General features: G+C 67.9%; 16 protein-coding genes. 8 read left to right on the plus strand and 8 right to left on the minus strand.

Features of this window, described 5'->3' with window-relative positions; all coding sequences use genetic code 11:
* The first annotated feature begins 39 nt into the window (after positions 1-39).
* Complete coding sequence (gene ppk2, locus ACKI2N_RS21295) at positions 40-1,188, plus strand: polyphosphate kinase 2 (RefSeq protein ID WP_420994772.1); 1,149 nt, start codon at positions 40-42, stop codon at positions 1,186-1,188.
* A 31-nt stretch (positions 1,189-1,219) separates the two neighbouring features.
* On the opposite strand, the gene ACKI2N_RS21300 is transcribed toward ppk2, so the two are convergent.
* Positions 1,220-1,972 carry a carbonic anhydrase gene (locus tag ACKI2N_RS21300; RefSeq protein ID WP_420994771.1) on the minus strand — a complete coding sequence of 251 codons (753 nt, stop codon included), beginning with the start codon at positions 1,970-1,972 and terminating at the stop codon, positions 1,220-1,222.
* Between the two features lie 615 nt (positions 1,973-2,587).
* On the opposite strand from ACKI2N_RS21300, the gene ACKI2N_RS21305 reads away from it, so the two are divergent.
* The 7 genes from ACKI2N_RS21305 to ACKI2N_RS21335 all read left to right on the plus strand — a co-directional run bounded on the left by ACKI2N_RS21305 (position 2,588) and on the right by ACKI2N_RS21335 (position 13,853).
* On the plus strand, positions 2,588-3,157 hold the full coding sequence (locus tag ACKI2N_RS21305) for a fimbrial protein (protein WP_420994770.1): 570 nt from the start codon (positions 2,588-2,590) through the stop codon (positions 3,155-3,157).
* 79 nt (positions 3,158-3,236) lie between these two features.
* Positions 3,237-3,950, plus strand: a complete 714-nt coding sequence (locus ACKI2N_RS21310) for a molecular chaperone (RefSeq protein ID WP_420994769.1) — start codon at positions 3,237-3,239, stop codon at positions 3,948-3,950.
* 170 nt (positions 3,951-4,120) lie between these two features.
* The gene (locus ACKI2N_RS21315; RefSeq protein WP_420994768.1) at positions 4,121-6,901 is read left to right on the plus strand and encodes a fimbria/pilus outer membrane usher protein; all 2,781 of its coding nucleotides are present in this window, start codon (positions 4,121-4,123) and stop codon (positions 6,899-6,901) included.
* A 16-nt stretch (positions 6,902-6,917) separates the two neighbouring features.
* Positions 6,918-7,673 (plus strand): molecular chaperone, encoded by a 756-nt coding sequence (locus ACKI2N_RS21320; RefSeq protein WP_420994767.1) that lies wholly within the window; start codon positions 6,918-6,920, stop codon positions 7,671-7,673.
* 63 nt (positions 7,674-7,736) lie between these two features.
* Positions 7,737-9,467, plus strand: a complete 1,731-nt coding sequence (locus ACKI2N_RS21325) for a ShlB/FhaC/HecB family hemolysin secretion/activation protein (RefSeq protein WP_420994766.1) — start codon at positions 7,737-7,739, stop codon at positions 9,465-9,467.
* A gap of 79 nt (positions 9,468-9,546) precedes the next feature.
* Positions 9,547-12,552 (plus strand): filamentous hemagglutinin N-terminal domain-containing protein, encoded by a 3,006-nt coding sequence (locus ACKI2N_RS21330; RefSeq protein ID WP_420994765.1) that lies wholly within the window; start codon positions 9,547-9,549, stop codon positions 12,550-12,552.
* Between the two features lie 110 nt (positions 12,553-12,662).
* Positions 12,663-13,853: a fimbrial protein gene (locus ACKI2N_RS21335; RefSeq protein ID WP_420994764.1), complete on the plus strand. Its 1,191-nt coding sequence runs from the start codon at positions 12,663-12,665 to the stop codon at positions 13,851-13,853.
* A gap of 23 nt (positions 13,854-13,876) precedes the next feature.
* On the opposite strand, the gene ACKI2N_RS21340 is transcribed toward ACKI2N_RS21335, so the two are convergent.
* From ACKI2N_RS21340 to ACKI2N_RS21370, 7 genes are all read right to left on the minus strand, one after another.
* A complete protein-coding gene (locus ACKI2N_RS21340; RefSeq protein WP_420994763.1) occupies positions 13,877-14,539 on the minus strand; it encodes a response regulator in 663 nt (220 codons plus the stop codon).
* Positions 14,540-14,927: 388 nt separating this feature from the next.
* Positions 14,928-15,143: a hypothetical protein gene (locus ACKI2N_RS21345; protein WP_420994761.1), complete on the minus strand. Its 216-nt coding sequence runs from the start codon at positions 15,141-15,143 to the stop codon at positions 14,928-14,930.
* Positions 15,144-15,828: 685 nt separating this feature from the next.
* Positions 15,829-16,059 carry a hypothetical protein gene (locus ACKI2N_RS21350; RefSeq protein ID WP_420994760.1) on the minus strand — a complete coding sequence of 77 codons (231 nt, stop codon included), beginning with the start codon at positions 16,057-16,059 and terminating at the stop codon, positions 15,829-15,831.
* Positions 16,060-16,212: 153 nt separating this feature from the next.
* The gene (locus tag ACKI2N_RS21355; protein WP_420994759.1) at positions 16,213-18,846 is read right to left on the minus strand and encodes a fimbria/pilus outer membrane usher protein; all 2,634 of its coding nucleotides are present in this window, start codon (positions 18,844-18,846) and stop codon (positions 16,213-16,215) included.
* A 162-nt stretch (positions 18,847-19,008) separates the two neighbouring features.
* A complete protein-coding gene (locus ACKI2N_RS21360; protein WP_420994758.1) occupies positions 19,009-19,758 on the minus strand; it encodes a molecular chaperone in 750 nt (249 codons plus the stop codon).
* A 149-nt stretch (positions 19,759-19,907) separates the two neighbouring features.
* The gene (locus ACKI2N_RS21365; RefSeq protein ID WP_420994756.1) at positions 19,908-20,444 is read right to left on the minus strand and encodes a fimbrial protein; all 537 of its coding nucleotides are present in this window, start codon (positions 20,442-20,444) and stop codon (positions 19,908-19,910) included.
* Positions 20,445-21,056: 612 nt separating this feature from the next.
* The gene (locus ACKI2N_RS21370; protein ID WP_420994755.1) at positions 21,057-21,770 is read right to left on the minus strand and encodes a hypothetical protein; all 714 of its coding nucleotides are present in this window, start codon (positions 21,768-21,770) and stop codon (positions 21,057-21,059) included.
* Between the last annotated feature and the right edge of the window lie 254 nt (positions 21,771-22,024).

The following is a 22,024-nucleotide window of genomic DNA, read 5'->3' on the forward strand; positions in this document are numbered from 1 at the left end:
CGGGCATCGCGCTTCTGCGCAACCCTTCGGATACCCGTTATGGCAGCACACGTGCACAACATCGATTCGTCCCCCTCCGCCCAGCCCGATTCCTCCACCCCGCCAGCCGATGCGCGCCCGGTCGCCAAGGGCGACGTGATCCCGACGCGCACGCCGCGCTCGGCCGAGCGCAACACCGTCAAGGGCGCCGTCGACGCCGCCGCGCAACTGGCGGCCAGCAGCATGCAGGACATCCTCTCGGACGCTGCCGCGGCCGACGGCGGCGAGGGCGGCGAGAGCATGCTCGGCGTGGTCCGGACCCTGATGGACGGCATGTCTCCCGACGAGGCCGCGCAACTGCGCAGCCTCATCCTCGAAGGCGATCCCGGCGCCTGGCAGGTGAACCGGCGCCGGCATCCGGACCATGAGCTGTCGCCGGGCTGGCGCGAAGGCCAGTATCCGTACCAGAACCTGATGTCGCGGCGCAATTACGAGAAGCAGAAATACCGGCTGCAGGTGGAATTCCTGAAGCTGCAGGCCTGGGTCAAGGAAACCGGCCAGCGCGTGGTGATCCTGTTCGAGGGGCGCGACGCGGCGGGCAAGGGCGGCGCCATCAAACGCTTCATGGAACACCTGAACCCGCGCGGCGCGCGCGTGGTGGCGCTGGAAAAGCCGACCGAGTCCGAGCGCGGCCAGTGGTACTTCCAGCGCTATGTGCAGCACCTGCCCTCGGCTGGCGAGATCGTGCTGTTCGACCGCTCGTGGTACAACCGCGCCGGCGTGGAGCACGTGATGGGATTCTGCTCGCCGCAGGAATACCAGGACTTCCTGATGCAGGTGCCCGAGTTCGAGCGGCACCTGGTGCGCAGCGGCATCCACCTGTTCAAGTTCTGGTTTTCGGTCAGCCAGAAGGAGCAGCGCCGGCGCTTCCGCGAGCGCGAGATCCATCCGCTCAAGCAATGGAAGCTGAGCCCGGTCGACGTCGCCTCGCTCGACAAATGGGACGCCTACACGCGCGCCAAGGAAGCGATGTTCGCGCGCACCGACACCGCCGATTCGCCCTGGACCGTGATCCGCTCCGATTGCAAGAAGCGCGCGCGCCTCAATGCCATGCGCCACGTGCTGCTGCGCTTTCCGTATGCCAACCGCGACGTCGAAGCGGTCGGACCGGCCGACCCGCTGATCGTCGGGCGCGCGCTCGCCGGCTAGCCTGCGCCCCGCCGGCGGCGCGGCCTTTCGCTCAGTCCGCGTCGCCGGTCCGTATCGCGCGCCCGTTCAGCGGCTGGGCCGGGCGCGCGTTCATCGGGTATAGCGCGCGGAACGCCGCCAGCTGCGCCGCGGAGATCTCCAGCGGCGTGCTGAACACCCGCCAGCGCACGCCTTCGCTGCACGGCGGCGTGGTCAGCGAACCCATGTAGGCATAGTAGCCGCGCGCGGCCGGCAGCAGCGCCGACGGGTCGAGCGCGGCGAGCTTCCTCCTTTCCCCCTTGCGGGCAGGCAGGCCGGACAACACCGGCCTCAGCGCCGCATTCTCCATGCCCAGCCGGAACAGCACCGCCACCACGGCAAGCCGGCCCTCGGCATTCCTGTGGACCAGGTGCGCGGCCAGCGGATAGGCCTTGCCGTCGAACGTGGTCTCGCTGGGCGTGTGGAAATGGAACTGCAGCAGCCGGTACGGCGTGCCGTCGATGCGGACCGTGCCCGCGTCCGGCAGGTTCACCTGGACGGTGTGGCCGTTGTTGACCAGTTCCGCGGGGCCGCTGCCATACGCGAAGCCCATCGCGTCGAGGCCGGCTGTTTTCTCCTGCGTGCCGCCCAGGTCCACCGGCGATTGCGCTTCGCCGTTGCGGCAATCCCGGAAGCGTTTGTCCAGATCCGCCCAGCGCCCGGCGTCGGTGCGGCCCGAGTAGCTCCAGTGCGCCTCGCGTCCGGCGAATGCCGCGGGCGCGGCGAGCAGCGCGCACAGCGCGGCGGCAAGCATCTTTGTCTTCATCCTGATTTCCTTGGCTGGTTTCCCTGTCGGGCGGAGCGCCGCGCCGCGAGCCGCGGGAAGGAAAGCGCGCGGCGCAGCCGGCGCGGCGTCTGCCGGACATGATGGATTTGGCCATGCGAAGGCCAACTCGGAAATGTCGAATTTTCTCTATGAATGTTCCGATCTCGATTGCCATTTTCCTGATATCTGCCTGTTGCCATTTTTTGGGCGCGAGGACGAATGGCAGCGGTAAGACGAGTAAAAGAAATGCCGCGCCGGATGCCGCAAGGTCAGATGTTTTCGGCATGCATGTCAGAAAAATCAGTATCGATGACCAGTACTCGTCCTATGTGTCCAATGGAATTAGTACCAATCAAAAAAGACGTTTCCCCATATCAAGAAGACGATTCGCGGAATTTCCATTGGCGCCAGACGGTACATTTTCGACACCGCCGAGTGATGCGATTGCCACTGCGGATCTCGCCGGGAATGAAGCGTCGAACGCCGCGATGCCAGACCGCGGCATGGCAGTCCGGGCGGCCGGTGAAGAGACCTGGCTGCCACCGCACGGTCGTGCGGGCACCACGGCGAAGACGGCTCATTGCTCCACTCACATCAACCTGAAAAGGCAGTCAAATGAAGCGCACTATCGTTGCATCCCTTGCCACCACCTGCGTGGCCCTGGCCGCCATGGCCCCCTCGCTGTCGCACGCGTTCGACGGCCAGATCGACTTCACCGGCAGCATCACGGACGTGAGCTGCACCATCAACGGCCAGCAGCCGGGCAACGCCAACCGCACGCTCGTCCCGCTGGGCACGATCGATCCGGGCCTGTTCATCGGGCTGAACACGCGCACCACGGCCGTGCCGTTCAGCCTGGTGCTGGGCGGCGGCGCGAGCTGCATCGACGGGCGCAAGGCGCTCATCTCCTTCGATACCGGCTCGGCCAACATCGATCCCAACACCGGCAACCTGATGCTGGTGGGCACGGGCGCGGCCAAGGGCGTGCAGATCGAGGTCAGCGACAACGGCAACGGCGCGTCCGGCAAGATCGCGCTGAACGTGGCGCAGACCACGCCGCAGTCGGCGACGATCTCGGGCAACACCGCCACGCTGACCTACAACGCCGCGTACGTGCAGACGGCAGCGAGCGTCACCCCGGGTGCCGCGAACTCGTTCATCCGCTACACGATGGTCTACAACTGAGTCGGACCGGGATCCTGATCCAGTGAATGCCATGACGTCGGTCGCACGCATTTCTCTCCGCCTCGCCGCAGCCGGCGTCATGGCGCTTTCCGCCCTCGCCGGTCCGGCGCGGGCGGCCATTGTCATCCAGGGCACCCGCGTGGTCTTTCCCGCGGATTCCCGCGAGGTCACGCTGCGGATCAACAATCCCGGCACCGGGCCCGTGCTGGTGCAAAGCTGGCTCGACGACGGCCACGCGGACATCCCGCCCGAGAAGGTGCAGGTGCCGTTCGTGCTCGCGCCGTCGGTCGCCCGCGTGGAACCGGGCAAGGGCACGGTATTGCGCATTTCCTACACGGGCGAGGCGCTGCCCGCCGACCGCGAGTCGCTGTTCTGGCTCAATGTGCTGGAGGTACCGCCGAAACAGGACAGCACGGAGAACGTGCTGCAGTTCGCCTTCCGCAGCCGCATCAAGGTGTTCTTCCGGCCTGTCGGGCTCACGGACGTGGACGCCGCCCCCGCCAGGCTCACCTGGAGGCTGGCCAGCGTGGACCGGCCGGACGGCAAGGCCGGCAAGCAACTGGCGGTGGAAGCCAGCAATCCCACGCCCTACTACGTGTCGTTCGGGTTCGTGGAAGCCCGGCTGGACGGCAAGTCCGTGCTCATGCCCGGCGGCATGGTGGCGCCGCACGCCACGCAGGCCTTTGTCCTGCCCGATGTCCGGCCCGGCAGCCATGCCAAGGCCTCGGTCCGCTTCGAGGTCATCAACGACTACGGCGGCCGGTCGACAGAAGAAAAGCCGCTGACAGACTGAAATCAACGCGCCCCCTTCCTCCCGCCGCTTGCGCAAGGTGGCGGACTCTCAATTCGAATCCAGGGAAGCCGCGTCGGTCTATGTATTCTCCCGCCCGTCATGTCCATACCGCCCGTCCTCGCCGGCCGCGCGCGGTGCCCGCTCCGCCCGCGTCGAGGCTGGAGCGCTTCGTGCCGCGTCTGGTCGGCGCCGCGGCGGCGATCGCGATGTCTCCGACCGCGTGGGCCGCGGCAGCCATGGTGGGACAGGGCGCCGGCACGCGCCAGCCCGTTGACGCCGCCGCCCAGGTGGGCGAGAGGCTGGCGCGCGAGGAGCGCGCGCAACGCGGGCAGGACCGCGACGACACACCAGTCGCCGCCGGCGCCGCCGCCACCGCTGCCGCCGCGCTCCGGCTGGCCGCCAGGCCGGTGCTGTTCGACTCCCACATGCTGGTGCAGGGCGTCGATGGCATTGCCATCGACACCAGCCGCTTCGAGCGGCCCGACATCGTGGCGCCGGGCCGGTACCGCGCGGAGCTGCTCGTCAACGGCCAGTGGCGCGGCACCGAGGACATCGAGTTCCGGCAGGTGCCGGGCAAGGAAAGCGCGCAGCCATGCTACAGCCGCGAGCTGCTCACGCGCGCCGGCGTGGACCTGGGCAAGGCGGCGCGCGGCCAGGATTTGCAGCGCGCGCCGAACCCGCTGCCCGAAGGGGCGGTCTGCGACGAGATCTCGCGCTACATCCCCGGCGCCGAACTGAGCTACGACCAGGCCGAGCAGCGCGTCTACCTGACCGTGCCGCAATATTTCCTGCGCCTGACCGGGCTCACCAACTATGTCGATCCGCAGCAATGGGACAGCGGCGTGCCCGCGCTGCTGCTGAACTACAACACCAACATCTTCACCACCGAGAGCAACGGGCGCAATACCACCAACGGCTATGCGGGCGTGAACCTGGGCATGAACCTGGGCCCGCTGCGGGTGCGCCACAACGGCAGCGTGACCTGGTCGCCGCAGACCGGCACGCACTACCAGCGCGGCTACATCTACGGCCAGACCGACCTGACCGCGTGGCGCTCGCAACTGCTGGTGGGCGAGAGCGCGACCAGCGGCGAGCTGTTCGATTCGGTGTCGTTCCGCGGCGCGTCGCTGTTCAGCGACGACCGCATGCTGCCGCAGGCGCAACGCTATTACGCGCCGGTGGTGCGCGGCACCGCGGGCTCCAACGCCAAGGTTTCGGTGTACCAGCGCGGCTACCTGGTCTACGAGACCACCGTGGCGCCGGGCCCGTTCGAGATCGACGACCTGCAGGTGGCCAGCTACGGCGGCGACCTCAACGTCACCGTGACCGAGGCCAACGGGCAGGAGCGCACGTTCGTGGTGCCGTTCGCCACCACCGTGCAGCTGCTGCGCCCGGGCTCCACGCGCTACAGCGTGACCGCCGGGCGCGCCAGCGATCTGTCGCTGCAAGGCAGCGGCCAGTACATCGTGCAGGGCACGCTGCAGCACGGCATCAACAACATGGTGACCGGCTATGGCGGCCTGGCGTTCGCCACCAACTACATGTCCGGGCTGGCGGGCGTGGCGCTCAACACGCCGTTCGGCGGCTTCGGCGCCGACGTGACCTATGCCAGGCTCGCGCTGGCCAACGGCGACCGCAAGCGCGGCGCCAGCTTCCGGCTGTCGTACAGCAAGAACCTGGCCAACAGCGGCACCAATTTCTCGCTGGCGGCCTACCGCTATTCCACCGGCGGCTATCTCGGCCTGCGCGACGCGCTGAGCCTGCATGACCTGACCGAACGCGGCGTGCCGACCGATTCGTTCGCGCGCATGCGCGCGCGGGTGGATGCCAACATCAGCCAGCAGCTCGGCACAAGGGGCGGCAACCTCTATCTCAACGGCTCCTCGCTGCAGTACTGGAACCAGCGCGGGCAGGCGCTGAGCTTCACGCTCGGCTACAGCAACCAGTGGCGCGACATCACGTATTCGGTGTCGGTGCAGCGCGTGCAGAACGTGGCGCCCGGGGCCGGCGCGCCCTATACCGGCGGCGGCAGCTTCACCAGCACCAGCGTCAGCCCCAAGAGCACGCTGGTCAGCGTGAACCTGTCGATCCCGCTGGGCCGCGGCTCGCGCACCGCGCCGCTGGCAAGCACGTTCTTCACGCACGACAGCGACCGCGGCGCGCAGATGTCCGCCGGCGTGTCGGGCGCGCTGGACGAGCGCGGCAAGGCGTCGTACTCGCTGTCCGGCACCTACGACAACCAGCGCAGCGCGGCCTCGGGCAATGCCAGCATCAACTATCGCGCGTCCCGGGCCACGGTGGGCGCGAGCATCGCGCAGGGGCAGGGCTACCGCCAGGCATCGGCCAACGCCATGGGTGCGCTGGTCGTGCATGCGGGCGGCATTTCGGCGGCCCAGACGCTGGGCGAGACCATCGGCGTGGTGCGCGCGCCCGACGCCGCCGGCGCGACGGTGAACTACGGCGGCGCCACCGTCGACGGGCGCGGCTACGCGATCGTGCCCAGCCTGACGCCGTACCAGCTCAACAACATCGACCTGGATCCGAAGGGCATGCCCGACGACGTCGAGCTGAAGACCACCTCGCGCAGCGTGGCGCCGCGCGCCGGGGCGGTGGTGATGCTCTCCTACGAGACGCGCCGCGCGCGCGCCGTGCTGATCAACAGCCGGTTGCCCGGCGGCGAGCCGCTGCCGTTCGCCGCCAGCGTGGTCGACGCCGCGACCAATGCCGCCGTGGGCGCGGTCGGCCAGGGCAGCCGCCTGGTGATCCGCAGCGAAAAGGACCACGGCACGATCCGCGTCGAATGGGGCAGCAAGCCGGAGCAGCGCTGCGCGATCGATTACGCGCTGCCGGCGCGCGAAGCCGGCGGCAAGGGCTACGACACGCTGGATCTCGAGTGCCGGCCGATCCCGGCCGGCGGTGCCGAGGGCGGCCCGGTCGCGGCACGGCAGTAAGGAAACAGGAGGCACGATGAACACAGGAACGAGGCCACTCGCGCAGGGACGCGCGCGCCGCCTGCGCGCGCTGGCGGTGTTGCTGTTGCTGGCGCCGGGCTGGGCCGCGGCGGCGCTGTCGGTGGTGGGCACGCGCTTCATCTATCCCGCCGGCGCGAAGGAGCTGACGGTGCAGGTGGGCAACGCGGGCAACGGCCCGATCCTGGTGCAGGCGTGGCTGGACCGCGGCGACCCCGATGCCGACCCGGCCAGGCTCAGCGTGCCGTTCGTGCTGGCGCCGCCGATGTTCCGGCTGGATGCCGAGCGCAAGTCCGTGCTGCGCCTCAGGCATACCGGCGAGCCGTTGCCGGGCGACCGCGAATCGGTGTTCTGGCTCAACTTCCTCGAAGTGCCGGCGTTGCCCGAGGACAGCCGCAATCTGCTGCGGCTGTCCTACCGCTCGCGCATGAAGCTGCTGTACCGGCCCGCCGGCTTGCCCGGCAGCGCCGACGAAGCGGTGACCAGCGTGGCGTGGCGTTTCGGCGCTGCGTCCGTGTCCGGCGAGGCGGTGCTGGAGGCGGACAACCCCACGCCGTACCACGTCTCGTTCGCGCAGATGACCGTGGAGCGCGGCGGCGCCTCGGTGGAGCTCGGCGGCCGCACGCTGGCGCCGCTGGGCGTCACGCGCATCGCGCTGCCCGGCCTGAAGGGGGCCGGCGAGGCGGTAGTCCGCTACGAGGTGGCCAAGGATAGCGGCGAATTGGTGGGCGCAAGCGTGAGCGTCCGGCCTTAGGTCCGCGCGGATCGTCCGCGCGACGCAAGTGAATCGATGATGGCCAATGTAAAAGCAAAGCAAGTGATCGACGGCAACGGCAGGACCGGCGCCGCGCCGCGCGCGCGCCGCGCGGGCCTGTGCGCATTCGGCGCGGGACTGGCCTTGCTGCTGCCCGCGGCGGGGCATGCGCAGGTGCCCGGCATACCCGGCGCCGGGCAGACCATGCGCGATCTCGAAACCGTGCGGCCGGAGCTGCCGGCGCCGTCGGACCTGGACTCGGTCCTGCCCAAGGCGCCGGAGCGCCCGGCCGCGCCGGCCGCGGCGGCCGATTCCGCCGACCCCGGCCTGCGCCTGAAGGTGCAGGGCTTGCGCATCGCCGGCAACCACGTGTTCGGGGCGGCGCAGCTGCTGTCGCTGCTGGACGACCTGAACGGCACGGAGCAGGACCTCGCCGGCCTGCGCGCCGCGGCGGACCGCATCACCGCGTACTACCACCAGCGCGGCTACGTGCTGGCGCGCGCGTTCCTGCCGCAGCAGGACATCGAGGACGGCGTGGTCCTGATCGAAGTGATGGAGGGCAGGTACGGGCAGGTCGAGCTGCAGAACCAGTCGCGCACGCTCGACGGCGTGCTGCGCCAGCCGCTCGCGGCGCTCCGCAGCGGCGACGCGGTGCAGGGCGCCACGCTGGAGAGCCGCCTGCTCCTGCTCAACGACCTGCCCGGCGTGCAGGTGCGCGGCACGCTGCGGCCCGGCGCCGCGCGCGGCACCACCGACCTGGTGGTCGACGCGGCCTCGGCGCCGCTGGTCAGCGGCAGCGTGGAGGCCGACAACTACGGCGGTTACTACACCGGCGAATACCGGCTGGGCGGCAGCGTCTACCTCAACAGCCCGCTGCGGCTCGGCGACCAGTTGAGCCTGCGCCTGCTGGGCAGCGACAAGCGGCAGCGCTACTACCGCGCCGGCTATCAGGTGCCGTTCGGTCCCTGGCTCACGCGCGCGGGCGTGGCGTACTCGGAGATGCGCTACCACCTGGGCCGGGATTTCGCCGAGCTGGAAGCACACGGCAAGGCCAGCATCCGCAGCGCCTTCGTGACGCAGCCGCTGCTGCGCGGCCGCGCCTTCAGCCTGAACGCGCAACTGCAGTACGACGACAAGCGGCTGCGCGACGACATGGACCTGTTCGAGGTGACCAACCTCAAGCGCGCCGAGCTATGGACGCTGGGCCTGAACGCCAGCAACCAGGACACGCTGCTCGGCGGCGGCCAGAGCGCGGTGTCGGTGACCGTCAGCCGCGGGCGCCTGCGCCTGGACGATCCCTACACCAGCTACGTGGACGGGTTCACCGCCCACGCCGCCGGCGGCTTCAGCAAGCTGAACCTGAACGCGGCCCGGCTGCAGCGGCTGGGCCATCGCTTCCAGCTCTATGGCCAGTTCAACGCGCAATGGGCCTCGGGCAACCTCGACGGCTCCGAGAAGTTCGGCATGGGCGGACCCTATGGCGTGCGCGGCTACGCGCTGGGCGCGGGCAGCGGCGACCAGGGCTGGCAGGCCAGCCTGGAACTGCGCTACTTGCTTGGCCCCGGCTGGCAGCTCAGTGCCTTCGTCGACCGCAGCGAGGTCGACATCAACCGCCGTCCCTGGACTACCGAGAACAACGCGCGCCGGCTGACCGCGGCGGGCGTGGGCGCGGGCTGGGCGGGGGACGGGCACCAGGTCAGCGTGGCGCTGGCATGGCCGGTGGGCCAGCGCGACGAGAGCGGCGGGCCGGCGCGCAGCCCCAGGATCTGGGTGCAGGGGGCGCAGTATTTTTGAGCGGCGGGACCACTGCCGCGTCGATGTCGTACCCGTGCTGCCGGGATGAATGCAGCGTCCGACAAACAAGGAAGAAGTCATGAACAAGAACTACGCATTGGTCTGGAACCAATCTCAGGGTTGCTGGAACGTCGCCAGCGAAGGAACGCGCCGCCACCGCAAGCCGGGCAGCGCGAAGCGGCTCATCGCGGCCGCCGCCGCCGTGCTGGGGCTGGGCGCGCTGGCCACGGCGCATGCGCTGCCGGCCGGCCAGTCGATTGCCTATGGCTCCGGCAACGTGCTGGTCTACAACGGCGGCAAGAACATGTCGGTCAACCAGTCGACCGACAAGATGATCATCAACTGGGACACTTTCGATATTGGCGGCGGCGAAAGTGTGACGTTCAACCAGCTCAACAATACCTCGGTGGCGCTCAACCGCGTCGTCACCTCGGCAGGCAGCAATATTCTGGGCAACCTGAACGCCAACGGCCGGGTGTTCGTGGTCAATCCCACCGGTGTGGTGTTCGGATCGAGTGCCCAGGTCAACGTCGGCGGGCTGGTGGCCTCGACCCAGAACATCAGCGACGCGGACTTCGTCAACGGCAACTACCACTTCGCAGGCGGCACGGGCGGGCCGGTGTCCAACCTCGGCACCATCAATGCCCCCGGCGGCAACGTGGCGCTGCTGGGCTCGACGGTCACCAACAACGGCGTGATCCAGGCGCAGATGGGCCGCGTGGCGCTCGGCGCCGGCAATGACTTCACGGTCAGCTTCGATCCCGCCGGCCTGCTCAACCTGCAGGTCAACGGCGGGCTGGTCGGCTCGCTGGCGCAGAACGGCGGCCTGCTCAGGGCCGACGGGGGCCAGGTGCTGATGACCAGCCGCGCCGCCGGCAGCCTGCAGCAGGCCGTGGTCAACAATACCGGCATCATCGAGGCCAAGACCCTGCAAGGCAACGCCGGGACCATCACGCTGGACGGCGGCACCGACGGCGTGGTGCGCGTGGCGGGCAGCCTGAACGCCAGCGCGCTGGCGGGCCCGGGCACCGGGGGCACCATCGAAACCCGCGGCGCCGACGTGCAGGTGCAGCTGGCCACCCAGGTCAGCACCCAGGCCAACAATGGCCAGACCGGCGTCTGGCGCATCAGCTCGGCCGACGTCAACGTCAACCAGACGCCCAACGTGGGCGGCAGCACCGTGCTGGGCGACACGCTGTCGCGCAGCCTCGGCACCACCAATGTCGAGCTGGCCAGCACCACCGGCAACCTCTCGGTCAACGCGCCCGTCGGCTGGAGCTCCGGCAACAAGCTGACCCTGGCGTCGGCCGCCGACGTCAACCTGAACGGCGCCACGCTGACGGCCGCGGGCGCCGGGGCCGGCGTGATCATGAACGCCGCCGGCGACGTCAACCTGAGCGGCAGCAAGGTCACGCTGGGCGGTGCCGGCGGCGGGCTGGAAGTCGACTACGGCCCCGGCCGCGCGCTCAGACTGAGCAATGGCTCGGCAGTGACGCTGTCGGGCACGGGTGCATCGTTCAAGTCGAACGGCTATTTCTACAACGTGATCCAGAACCTCGCGCAGTTGCAGGCCATCAACAACAACCTGAGCGGCTACTACGTGCTGGGCACCAATATCCGCGGCGGCAGCATGAAGGGAATCGGCACCGACTATGGCCTGTTCTCCGGCATCTTCGAGGGCCTGGGCAATACGCTGAGCAACCTGTCGGTGACCGGCAACGGACCCTTTGTCGGCCTGTTTGGCGTGTCTTCCGGGCGCATCAGCAACCTGAACCTGGCCTCGCTGACGATCAACGCTCCGAGTTCTTCCAGTGCCGGGCTTGTGCTGGTGGGTGGACTGGTTGGCATGAACAGCGGCCAGATCGCCAACGTCAACGCCACCGGCATGAGCGTGAACAGCGGCTACTACGCCAGCAATTCGACCGGCGGCCTGGTCGGCCTGAACACCGGCACCATCGACGGCGCGGCGCTGGCCGGCTACGTCTATGGCAATGCCTACAGCCAGTCCGTCGGCGGCCTGGTCGGCGAGAACTTCGGCACTGTGACCAACAGCCAGACCAATGCCAGCCTGTCCGGCTCGATGCAGCGCAATCCGTTCGGCGGCGTGGGTGGCCTGGTTGGCATGAACGCCGGCACAGTGGTCGACTCGTCCAGCCTTGGCAACACCAGCACCAGCTATGGCGGCCTCAATGTGGGCGGCCTGGTCGGCTACAACCGCGGCGGCACCATCGCGCGCGCGTTCTCGGCCGGCACCACCGGCGGCAACGGTGCCAGCAATACCGGCGGCCTGGTCGGCTTCCTCGACGGCGGCTCGATCTCCGATTCCTACGCCAGCGGCCGCGTGAACGGCTATGGCGGCGCGGCCACCGGCGGCCTGGTGGGCTGGAGCCAGGGCGGCAGCCTGGCCAATGTCCGCGCCACCGGCATGGTTTCCGACAGCTATGGCGCCAGCGTCGGCGGCCTGATCGGCACCCACGCCAGCGGGACCATCGTCAGCGCCGAGGCCACCGGCGCCGTGAGCGGCGGTTCCAACAGCCGCGTGGGCGGCCTGGTCGGCAGCATGAATGGCGGTTCCGCGCTGGTTTCGGTGGCGCGCGGCAAGGTCTCGGCCGGCAGCAACAGCCACGCCGGCGGCCTGGTCGGCTACAGCGGCGGCGACCTGGTGGCGGTAGAGGCGAGCGGCGAAGTCTATGCCGGCGGCAACAGCTTCGTCGGCGGCCTGGTTGGCACCAACGTCGCCAGCGGCGCCGGGATCTCGTCGGGCGTGGCCAGCGGCAACGTCAAGGGCGAAAGCCGCAGCGCGGTGGGCGGCCTGATCGGCCAGAACAACGGCAAGGTCGTCAACTCTTCGGCCGCGGGCATGGTCAGCGGAGGCAGCTACGCGATGATGGGTGGCCTGGTCGGGATGAACAGTGGCCTGGTCGAACAGTCGCTGGCAAGCGGCAAGGTCAACGTGCTGTCCAACTACGGCCAGATCTATGGCGGCCTGGTCGGCGTGAACCTCGGCGTGATGAAGTACAACACCGCCGCCGGCAGTGCCGCGCTGGTCCCGCTGGCCGGTGTCAACTACGGCACCATCCAGTAAGGCGCCGAAGCCGTCCGGCGATGCGTCCGCCCGATGCGGGCATCCGCATCGGGCGGGGAGCGCCGGACACCCTGCAACCGCCTCGCATCGAAGAGGCCGTGGAGAATGGCATGAACAAGAAGGCACCAATGGCCACCGGACGCACTTGGTTCGCGGGCATGTTCCTTGCCGCGCTGTCGCTGGGGCTCGCCAGCGCGGACGCGCGGGCCGCCGATGTGTGGGAGAACCGCATTGCGGTCAGATGCGCGGCACCTTTCCCGCAGGAGACGCAGCCCTGGATAGTCAGGAATCCCCTGACCAGCAGCACGCCCGTCAACACCATCCTGATGGAGCGGAGTTTCTCGTTGCTGACGACCTTCTTTTTCGACGGCCATTCGAACACGCCACCCCATCAGCTCGTTTTTGCTGGCCGCTGGATATGGGGCATGGGCCCGCACGTCGGCGCGGACGGCATCGCGCCGACCGACGTCGACGGCATTGGCTTCAAATGGGAGGCCCAGTCGACCGATGGCGTCAGCCGGGCCTTCTACACGAGCATGGACCCGATTGCCGTCGGCAACACGGACGTGAAGTTCAGGCTCGGGGGAGGGGCCCAGGATGGGTTCTACACGAATTACAAGCAGTACCTGGTGCTGACCAAGAGCCCGAGCCAGCTTCCTTCGGGCGAGCTCAAGGTGACTCGCATCCAGGGTGGCATTCAGGCGGCGCTCTATGCGGTGGACTTTCCGACCGCGACGGCGCCTGGCCTTGGGAGCGCCTTTGCCCGGCCGGGGCCTAACGGAACTGTCTGCAATATGGAGCAGATCTACGACAGCACCGGCATCGTCAGCATCGGCGGCAGTCCGCCGCCGCCGATCCCGAACAAATGCGATGTGGTGGCGAATCAGATCATTCCGATCGAACTGGGCCATTTCTCGCTCACGCGGTTTCCGTCGGTCGACAGCGTCTCGGACCCGGTACCCGTCGGGATCTCCCTGAGCAATTGCACGGCGAAAGCCAAGCCCCAGGTCAGTTTCCGCGACAAATCGGGTAAACCGACCACGGACAAGTCCGTGCTGCAACTCTATGCGCCGGGCGGGCAGAGCCTGGCGGCGGGCTTTGGCATCATCATGACGGACGAGAGGACAGGCGAGCGCATCGAATTCGATAATCCGAACGTCGCGAAGAAGTACGATCTGAGCCGCTCGGGCGACTTAGCCACGATCAGGCTGCAGGCACAGTACATCCGCACCGGCACCGCCGCCGAACTGAAGGCCGGCTATGCCGGCGGCTCGGCGGAATTCACGTTTACCTTCCCCTGAGCGGACGCGGGCGGTGCCGCCGGTTATCCCGCCAGCGAACTGGCCGGAATGGCCAGGCTGCCATCGGTGGCGTAGCGGATCAGGTCGGCGTCGCGCTTGATGCCGAGCTTGCGCATCGCGCTGGACTTCTGCGAGCTGACCGTCTGCTTGCTGCGGTGCAGCTGGGCGGCGATCTCGTTGATGGTCTGCCCGGAGCCGAAGCGGCGGACGACCTCCGCCTCGCGCGGGGTCAGCGGGCGGGGCTGCGACGCCGGCTGTTCGTCCTCCAGCATTTCCTTGATGGAGGGCGAGAAATACTTGCCTTCCACGTGGGCCGCGTGGACGGCCGCGAGCAGGTGCGACATGGCGTCGGACTTGCTGAGGATGCAGTTCACGCCTTGCTGCATGATGGCCCGGATGACGCCGGGGTTGTCCACCATGGTGAAGATGACCAGCCGCAGGGCCGGATAGCGCCGCCGCAGGAACGAGACCAGTGCCAGGCCGTCGCCGTACTTGCCGCCGGGCATGACATAGTCGGTGACCAGCACGTCGCAGGGGTGCGTGTCCAGCATGTTGACCAGTTCGGTCGAGTTCCCGACCGTTGCGATCAGCGTGGCGGCATCGATCTTCTGTAGTTCGTAGCTGATACCAAGGGCCACCGCAGGATGATCGTCCGCGACGATCACCTTGATGGAGAATTCTTTCATGTTTTCACTCCTTGCCCGCCAGCCACGGCGCGGAACGTAGCAATGTCGGCGGGTATGACTTCGGGCGCGAGGGCGGACGCATGATGACCCAGCGAGCAGCCACCTGACAAATCCTAAATGACTGCACAAGTTAATGGGAGATTTCCCGCAAATCTATAGGAAATCTCCCGTTATGGGCAACTGGTCATCCCCGGGCGAAGATTGAAATGAGAAACAATCAAGGATGATATCCAGATATTGTTTCTTTTGTGGCGGGACCCCACGCGGATGGCGGCAGGAAGTATTTGTTTTATGAATCTCCTGGCCAATCTGCCGCAGACGGCGGCATGCCGGCCCGCCTGCGCCGGGTCCCGGATGGTGCTGCCCGTCTTCCCGAAGCGGCGCAACATCATCCTTCAGTACTGTGTCCACCTTCGGTTTCGACTTCCACAGCGGTGCCGTCGCCCAGCATGGCATGCCACTGTTCGACGAACTCGCGCCGTTTCTGCGGGGAGATCATCAGGAAGTCGTTCATCAGTTCGATAAATATCTGCTGATTCAACTTGTTCAACTCGGCGAATTCAAGCAGGACGCGATACACGGTCAATGGCGGTGGCGTTTTCACGGCAGGCCCTTCCGGCTGGAGACGAGAGTTCGCTCACAAGGCCGAAGTTTCAGTGGAGGTGTATCCGTGCTCTGGCTGGCGCGGTGCTTGTCCGCGCGGCGGCTGCCGCACAATGCCGGCCGGTCGCGACCGGACGCTTTTCCGGCGGAAATGCAGGTTGGAATCTGACCAGCGATGGCGTTCTCTTTTTCATGGATAGCTCATGGTGAAGGTGGTGTGGCGAAAAAGATCCCGGCGTCGTTACGCGGCGACGGCAGGTTCCACTTGTACTGTCTGTCGTACTGTCTGTCGAAGCGCATCCGGCCAGGACTGCTACGCTGCATGCCGAAACGTCCTCTGGACGAGACGTGGGGCCCAGTCGTATCGGACTATGCTGACGGACACCCCGACGCCGGGCCCGGGATTGCGCGGCTGCGGCAGGCCGATGCCTGAAGCCGGCCTCGAAGTGGTGCGCCCATGACAAAGTTTCGGGCAATCCCCCCATCGTTTCCATATGACTCGAACGAGATTGAGGACTCTTGCATGGGACGTGTATGAAATGCCCGGTCGTTCGCGATGCGGGCGCGACGATGGGTCCCTCCGGCCAATGGCGCGGAGCGACCTGTACCATGCCATCGGCCGCGTGGCGGGCCGACGGGGAAGCCTCGATGCCGGAGGGCAGAAAAAGGCGGGAAGGCCGGGCCGGCTAGGACGGCGGCAAGCGCGGCTTGGCGGCGAGGCCGCTACCGCGCTCCCGCTCTTGCCAGGGTGCCCCGGCATTCTCCAGCAAGTCTTGCCATTGCGCGGCGAGCCTGCGCTGTCCCTGCCGGGAAGCCAGCAGGAATTCGTTCATCAGCGCAATGAAGAGTTGCCGTTCCGCGTGGCTGAGTCCGGCGAGTTCCAGCAATACGCGGTAAGGGGGAAGCGAGCGTGGCATCTTTAGCTGAGGCGGTTTCGTGGCGTGCCGTGGCCTGCATCCATGGCACGCGGCGCATTGATGGCGCGACGGCCGGCGCGACGGCCATCTTATGACGCGGATACGCTGGTCCGTTTTCCTTTGCCTTGTCCCGGCATCCCGGGTTCCCGATGTTCAGCCGGCTGCCCGGCCTGCCGCCTTTTTGCCGGCGGAGGCCGCGGCGGCTTGCGCCGCGGCCGCGCACGTGCCGTTGAACTGCTGGTAGCCTTGCGCCTTTTTGCCTTTCTCGCGTTCCGGCAGTTCGTAGTCGATGCGGCACGCCGAGGCATCGTCGTTGCCCCACTTCACCGTGAGCTGGCCCTTGGCCTGCAGCCCGCGCGCGAAGATCTTGCTGGCCTGGCCGACCACGCCGACTTCCTTGCCGCTCTCGTCCTGCACCGCGGCGCCGAAGGGCAGCGGCGCGCCGCCGGCCTGCTGCGCGCGGATCAGCGCCGAGCGCCCCGACAGCGTCTCGAACTTGAGCATCGGCACCGAACCCGCGCGCGGCGCGATCTGCTGGCTGGTGGTCTGCAGCTCGACGTCGGTCGACAGGCCCTTGGGGTCGAGGTCGACCGTGTTCATGCTGTACGGCGTCAGGTAGGGCACCACCGCATAGCCGCGGCTGTCGACGCGCACGCCGGGCGCGTTGGCGATGCGAGCGCCCGCGGCGCCAGGCGCCTCGACGATGCCGAAGGTGTCCGACAGGGGCTGCGAGAGGGTGACGCCGCCGCGGTGCATGACCGCCGCGCCGCGCACGCCGAGCGAGCCCTGCTGGTAGCCGTTGCCGGCGCCCACGCTGCCGCTGAATTCCGCGTAGGGGCTGCGGTACAGCACGTTGGCGCTGCCGTCCGTGCTGGTCCGGCCCTGGCCCGAGGCATGGTTTGCGCTCAGGTTGTACGAGAAGTCGTTGTCGACGCCGGCCGAGCCGGACAGCGAGGTCTGCGCCTGCGTGCGTCCGTAGCTGTCGTGCGACACGCTGCCGGTGACGGTGAGCGGGCGCGTCTTGCCGAGCGGGATCGTGATGCCGGCGTAGACCATGGTGCCCATGCGCCCGTCGCTGCCGCGCTGCCGCGTGGCGGACAGGTTGTAGGAGATATTGCGGAACGTGTTGCTGTAGCCGACGGAGTAGTTCAGGTCGGTGCCGTCGCGGTTCCAGTAGCTGGCGGTCGAGGCCGTCAGGTTCAGCTGGCCGCCGCGCTCGCCCAGGCGCTGGCCGAGCGTGACCGAGGCGCGGTTGCGCTGGCGCCAGACGGAGTCGATCGTCTGGCCGCTCTGGGCCCGTTCGCGCGCCAGCATGGCGTCGTTGAGCCCGAAGTAGCCGTCGGTGGAGTAGCGGTACGCCGCGATCGACAGGTTGGTGCCGGTCTCGAGCACGGACTTGGAATAGCTGATCCGCGCGCTGGTGCCGTTGAAGCGGCCCACGCCCGGTATCGAGGTGAGGGCCTGGGTCACGTCGGCGCCGAACGCGCCGACGGCGGTGTTGAAAGCGCCGCCGAGCATGACCGAGCCATAGCCCTCGGCCAGCGTCACGCCGCCGTAGCCGGTGAGCAGGTTGTTGATGCCGCGTTGCCAGGTGGCCTGGGTAAACAGGGGATTCTTCGAGCTGGCCGGGTTGCGTACCGTGCCCGCCACCACGCTGTAGCGGTTGACGCCGGGCCGCAGCGACAGCGGCACGGCGGCGTAGGGCACCGAGAACGAATGCGTGCGGCCGTCGGCCTCGGTCACTGTCACGTTCAGGTCGCCGCCGTAGCCGGTGGCGTACAGGTCGTCGATCTCGAAGGCGCCGGGCGCCACCGTGGTCTCGTAGATGGTGACGCCGTTCTGCCGGATGGCGACCTTGGCGTTGCTGTTGGCCACGCCGCGCACCACGGGCGCGTAGCCGCGCATCGAGTCCGGCAGCATGCGGTCGTCGGTGGACAGGCGCACGCCGCGGAACGCGGTCGAATCGAACAATTCGCCGGTGGTATAGGCTTCCCCGATGGTCAGCTGCGAACTGAGCCTGGGCAGGTCGCGCTGCACGTAGGTGGCGATGTCCTGATACGTGCTGCGCCCGTTGGCGTCCCAGTTGTACGAGCCGTTGTGGCGGAAATGCCAGTTGCCGATATTGACGCCCGTGTTCAGGCCCAGGTAGCCCTGGGTCTGCGTGCGTGCGCCGCTGGGGTTGTAGCTGTAGACGTTGAGGTTGTAGCCCAGCATGCCGGCGGCCACGCCCGAATCCCACAGCTCGGGGCTGACGTAGCCGCGGGCGCTGCGGTTGAGCGCCACCTGGGCGATGCTCAGCTCGAGGCGCTGGTTGCCGAAGTCGAAGCTGGCGCCCGCGTCGGCGAGGATGTCGTCGATGCGCAGGCAGGCGTCCGCGGCGGCGAGCTGCTGCATGGTTTCCGGCGGCAGCTTCTTGAGGTTCACGCCCATGCGCTGCAGCAGCTTGCTGTCGAAGCAGGCCCGCGCGTCCGCGCCCGGCGTGGTCGCGTGGAACGGCACGTCGGCGCGCCCCACCCAGCTCTGGTTCACATAGATGTCGACGTTGTAGGTGCCCGGCAGCACGACGTTGCCGGTCTCGAAGCGGGACAGGTCCACGGTGCGGCGGTTGCCCGCCCGCACGAAGCCGCTTTCGAACTCGACCTGGGCGACCTGCGTTGTGTCCGGCGCGTCGCTGCCGGCATACGCCTCGGCCTGCCATGCGGCGATGCTGGAAAGAACCAGCGCGCAGAGCGGCTTGAGGCGGGGCAGGTTGCGGTCATCCGGGTTCAAACGTTGGGCCGGGGTCATTCAAAAGTACTCCTGGGCATGGCTGGGGCGAGAGTGCCGGGCGCGCGCGTCTCCTCCAGAGGGCCGTTTCCGGCTCTGGCCATGATCTGTTCGGGAAGGAACTCTGCTGCGCGCAGGCGTGGCTCGCGCGGAGCCGCCGCGCCTGTCGCGCAGAGGGCGGAATCAGCTTGCCGGGGCGAAGGACGCGGGAGCGTGCCCTGGCGCGGTGCCGCCCCAGTCGTCGATGCTGCTGTAGTCGACCTCGGCGGCGGCGGGCGCGCTATCGAGCCCGGCGACGGGGAAAGACTGCGAAGCGCCGGGCAGCACGTAGCCCGCGCCCGCATCGAGAGTGCGGCCGCCGGACTTGAGCTTGATGCCGCCCAGGTTGACCACGTATGCGCTCGGGTTGTGGGCCTGCAGCGCATAGCCCTTGCCGCCGGCGCCGGGCACGATCTTCCACGCGAGCTGCCTGGGCGCTTCTTCCACGCTGCCCTGCAGCCCTTGCGGGCGGAACATCACCTTGATGCGGGTGCGGAAGGCGAGCTGCAGATGGTTCGCATCGGCCTGCGTGGCCTTGGGCGGCACTTCCAGCACGTTGAGCCAGAACAGCGATTCCTTGTCCTGCGGCAGCGGCTCCTTCGAGTAGATCAGCCGCAGCGTCTGGCCCTTGCCCGCCTCGAGCCGGAACATCGACGGCGTGAGGGTGAAGGGCACGTCGATGTTCTCGGGTGCCTCGTCCGCGTTGCCGCGGTCCAGCCAGGACTGCACCAGGGCCGGCGTCTTGCCGTCGTTGGTCAGCTTGACCGTGACCTCGCGCTCCTGCGCCGGGAAGATGACGCGCGTGCCGGCGATGACGACGCTGGCCTGGGCTTGCGCGGCGAACAGGCCGGCGAGCGCGGCAGCCATGAGCGGCTTGAGAATGAGGTTCTTCATGTTCGACTCCTGAGCTTGGGGATTCTGTGGCGATGCGCCGGCGGCGATGCATTTCCTGCGAAACCGTCTCGCGATGTGCCGCGAAACGGCTTGACGGGCTCGGCACGGCCCGGTGAACCGCCCGGGAAGGGCGGTTCGCCGCCAGAGCTTTACTGGTAGACCAGCGAGTACTGGATGCGCGAGTTGGCGGCACCGGCGGCCGCGTCGCCCAGCGACACGTACTCGGCGAAGTAGTTCAGCTCGGTGCCGGCGGCGTCGAGCGCCACGACCTGCGAGTTCTGGTCGGCCTGGGCCGCGCCGGCCTTGATCGGCTGGTACTTGTCGTTCAGCAGGCCGATTTCCACCTTGGTCGCGGCGTTGTCGACGACCAGGCGGCCGGTGTTCTGGTTGACGGTCGAGCCTGCTTCGAAGGCGGTGGACACCGTGGTGCTCGAGCCCGTGCAGCCGCTCAGCTTGATGGTGAACGGCGTGCGGCCGGCGGTCGAGCCGGCGTCCTTCAGCACGGAGGCCGACACCGCGGGCAGCGTCACGTTCAGGTCCTTGTTGCCGCCGTTGATCACGCAGGTGGTGGCGACGACATTGCCCTGGAAGCTGATGGTGCCGTCACCGGCGGCCTGGGCGGCGGGGGCGAATGCTGCCGCGGCGGCTGCGGCGGCGATGGCGGTAGCGAAAATAGTCTTTTTCATGGCAAGGATAATCAAAGTTAAGGGTCGGAGTTGCCTTATTGAGGCGCCGCTTCGTACTGCTGTAGTACTACTGCAGTGCTCGGATAGGATTCTCTGGCAAAGCCACCTTTGCCACCATCTGACCAGAACGAGATTTCGTCCGTTTATATCTGACTAGTACTAAATCGTGGGTCGCGAGCCTCGCTCGCCACCGGACGAGCGCGCTGGTGCGGGCCGCGCGGCCTGGCGTGCACAAAACGCTATTCGTCACGCGATGGCTTGCCGGCCGCCAAGGGGAGAGAAAGCCACGAAGAAGTTGGGGGAAGAGGAGAAAAATCGACAAAAAAATCCGCCCGGAGAGGGCGGATGCCATGGGAGAAAAAGTGGCCGCGGCTCGAATCCTGAATCCGTTGAATCGCACGGATAATGAATTCGAATGCCGCGCGATGCCATGCGCGGCGGTCGCCGTATCGGATTTATCTTAATTCCCGGGAATATTATCGGGTCGGCCGCGGCGTGCCTGCGCCATCCACGCCATCCATGCCATTCACGCAGTTCAAGCCAGCGATGCGCTGGCGCCATGGCGGAGGCGGCCTCGCTTCGGCTGGCCGAAGCCCGCGCGGCCCGGCTTGGCTACTGCAATGCCTCCGTCTCGGCGGAGAACGACGCGAGATCCGCGCGGAAGGCCAGCATGACTTCCCTTTGCAGCAGCGCCTGGTATTCGCGAAACGGCGTGTCGAGGTCGAACGCGGCTTCGTTGTAGGTGCGCTGCAGGAAGGCTAGCGACTCGGCCAGCGAGCGGGCCTGTTCTGACTGGTGCAGGCGCAGCCGCCAGTCCACGGCTTCGTGATGATCGGCCAGCAGGTTCTGGTGGGGCGGGCAGGAGATCTCGCCGACCTGCCTGGCCTCGTGGAAGGCGGCCAGGTAAGCGCAGATGGCCGACATGCGCCGGTTCGCCTCGGAGGCGGACTCGGCCAGCATGACCGCGGAGGCGGCGAGCTCGTCGGGGCGGCTGCGCGCGCGCCGCCGCTCCGGCGCGGCATCGAGCACGGGCCGCACCGCGATCAGCAGCGATGGCGGCAGCACCCGGTTGAATTCCCTGGCGAGCACGGCATGGACCGAGCGCGTCAGGCGCGCGCAGCCCGCGATGTCGTCGTTGATGTAGAAGTCGAGTGCGACGGCGCCTTTCCTCACGTCCGAGACCACGGCCCGGACCGGCGCGGCGCCTTCGTCGCGCAGCGCGGCCAGGCAGATGCTGGCGCGTGCCAGCCACTCGCCGTTGTGCCGCAGGGCATCGGCCAGGCTGTCGATGGTCATTTCCTGGTCGGGGCGCAGGGTCACTACCATGCGCAGGTCGGAGAAGCTGTCGCCGGCTGCATGAAGCGGACCGACGCCGCGGCTTCCCGGCACTGTGGATTTGCTTTTCCTCATGTCGCTCCTTGGGGTCGTTTCGAACGGATCCCGGCGTCGTTGCGGGGTCCTGCCGCGATGCCCGCAAGCCTTGCGGCGGCGCGCCGGCGATGATGCTTCGCCAGGCAACAACCGCTGCCGTCGTTGCCTGGCGGGTTGCCTGCGGACCAACTGGCGGGCACCTGGCGGTG

The organism is Cupriavidus sp. 30B13 (assembly GCF_049059565.2).
Classification (GTDB): Bacteria; Pseudomonadota; Gammaproteobacteria; order Burkholderiales; family Burkholderiaceae; genus Cupriavidus.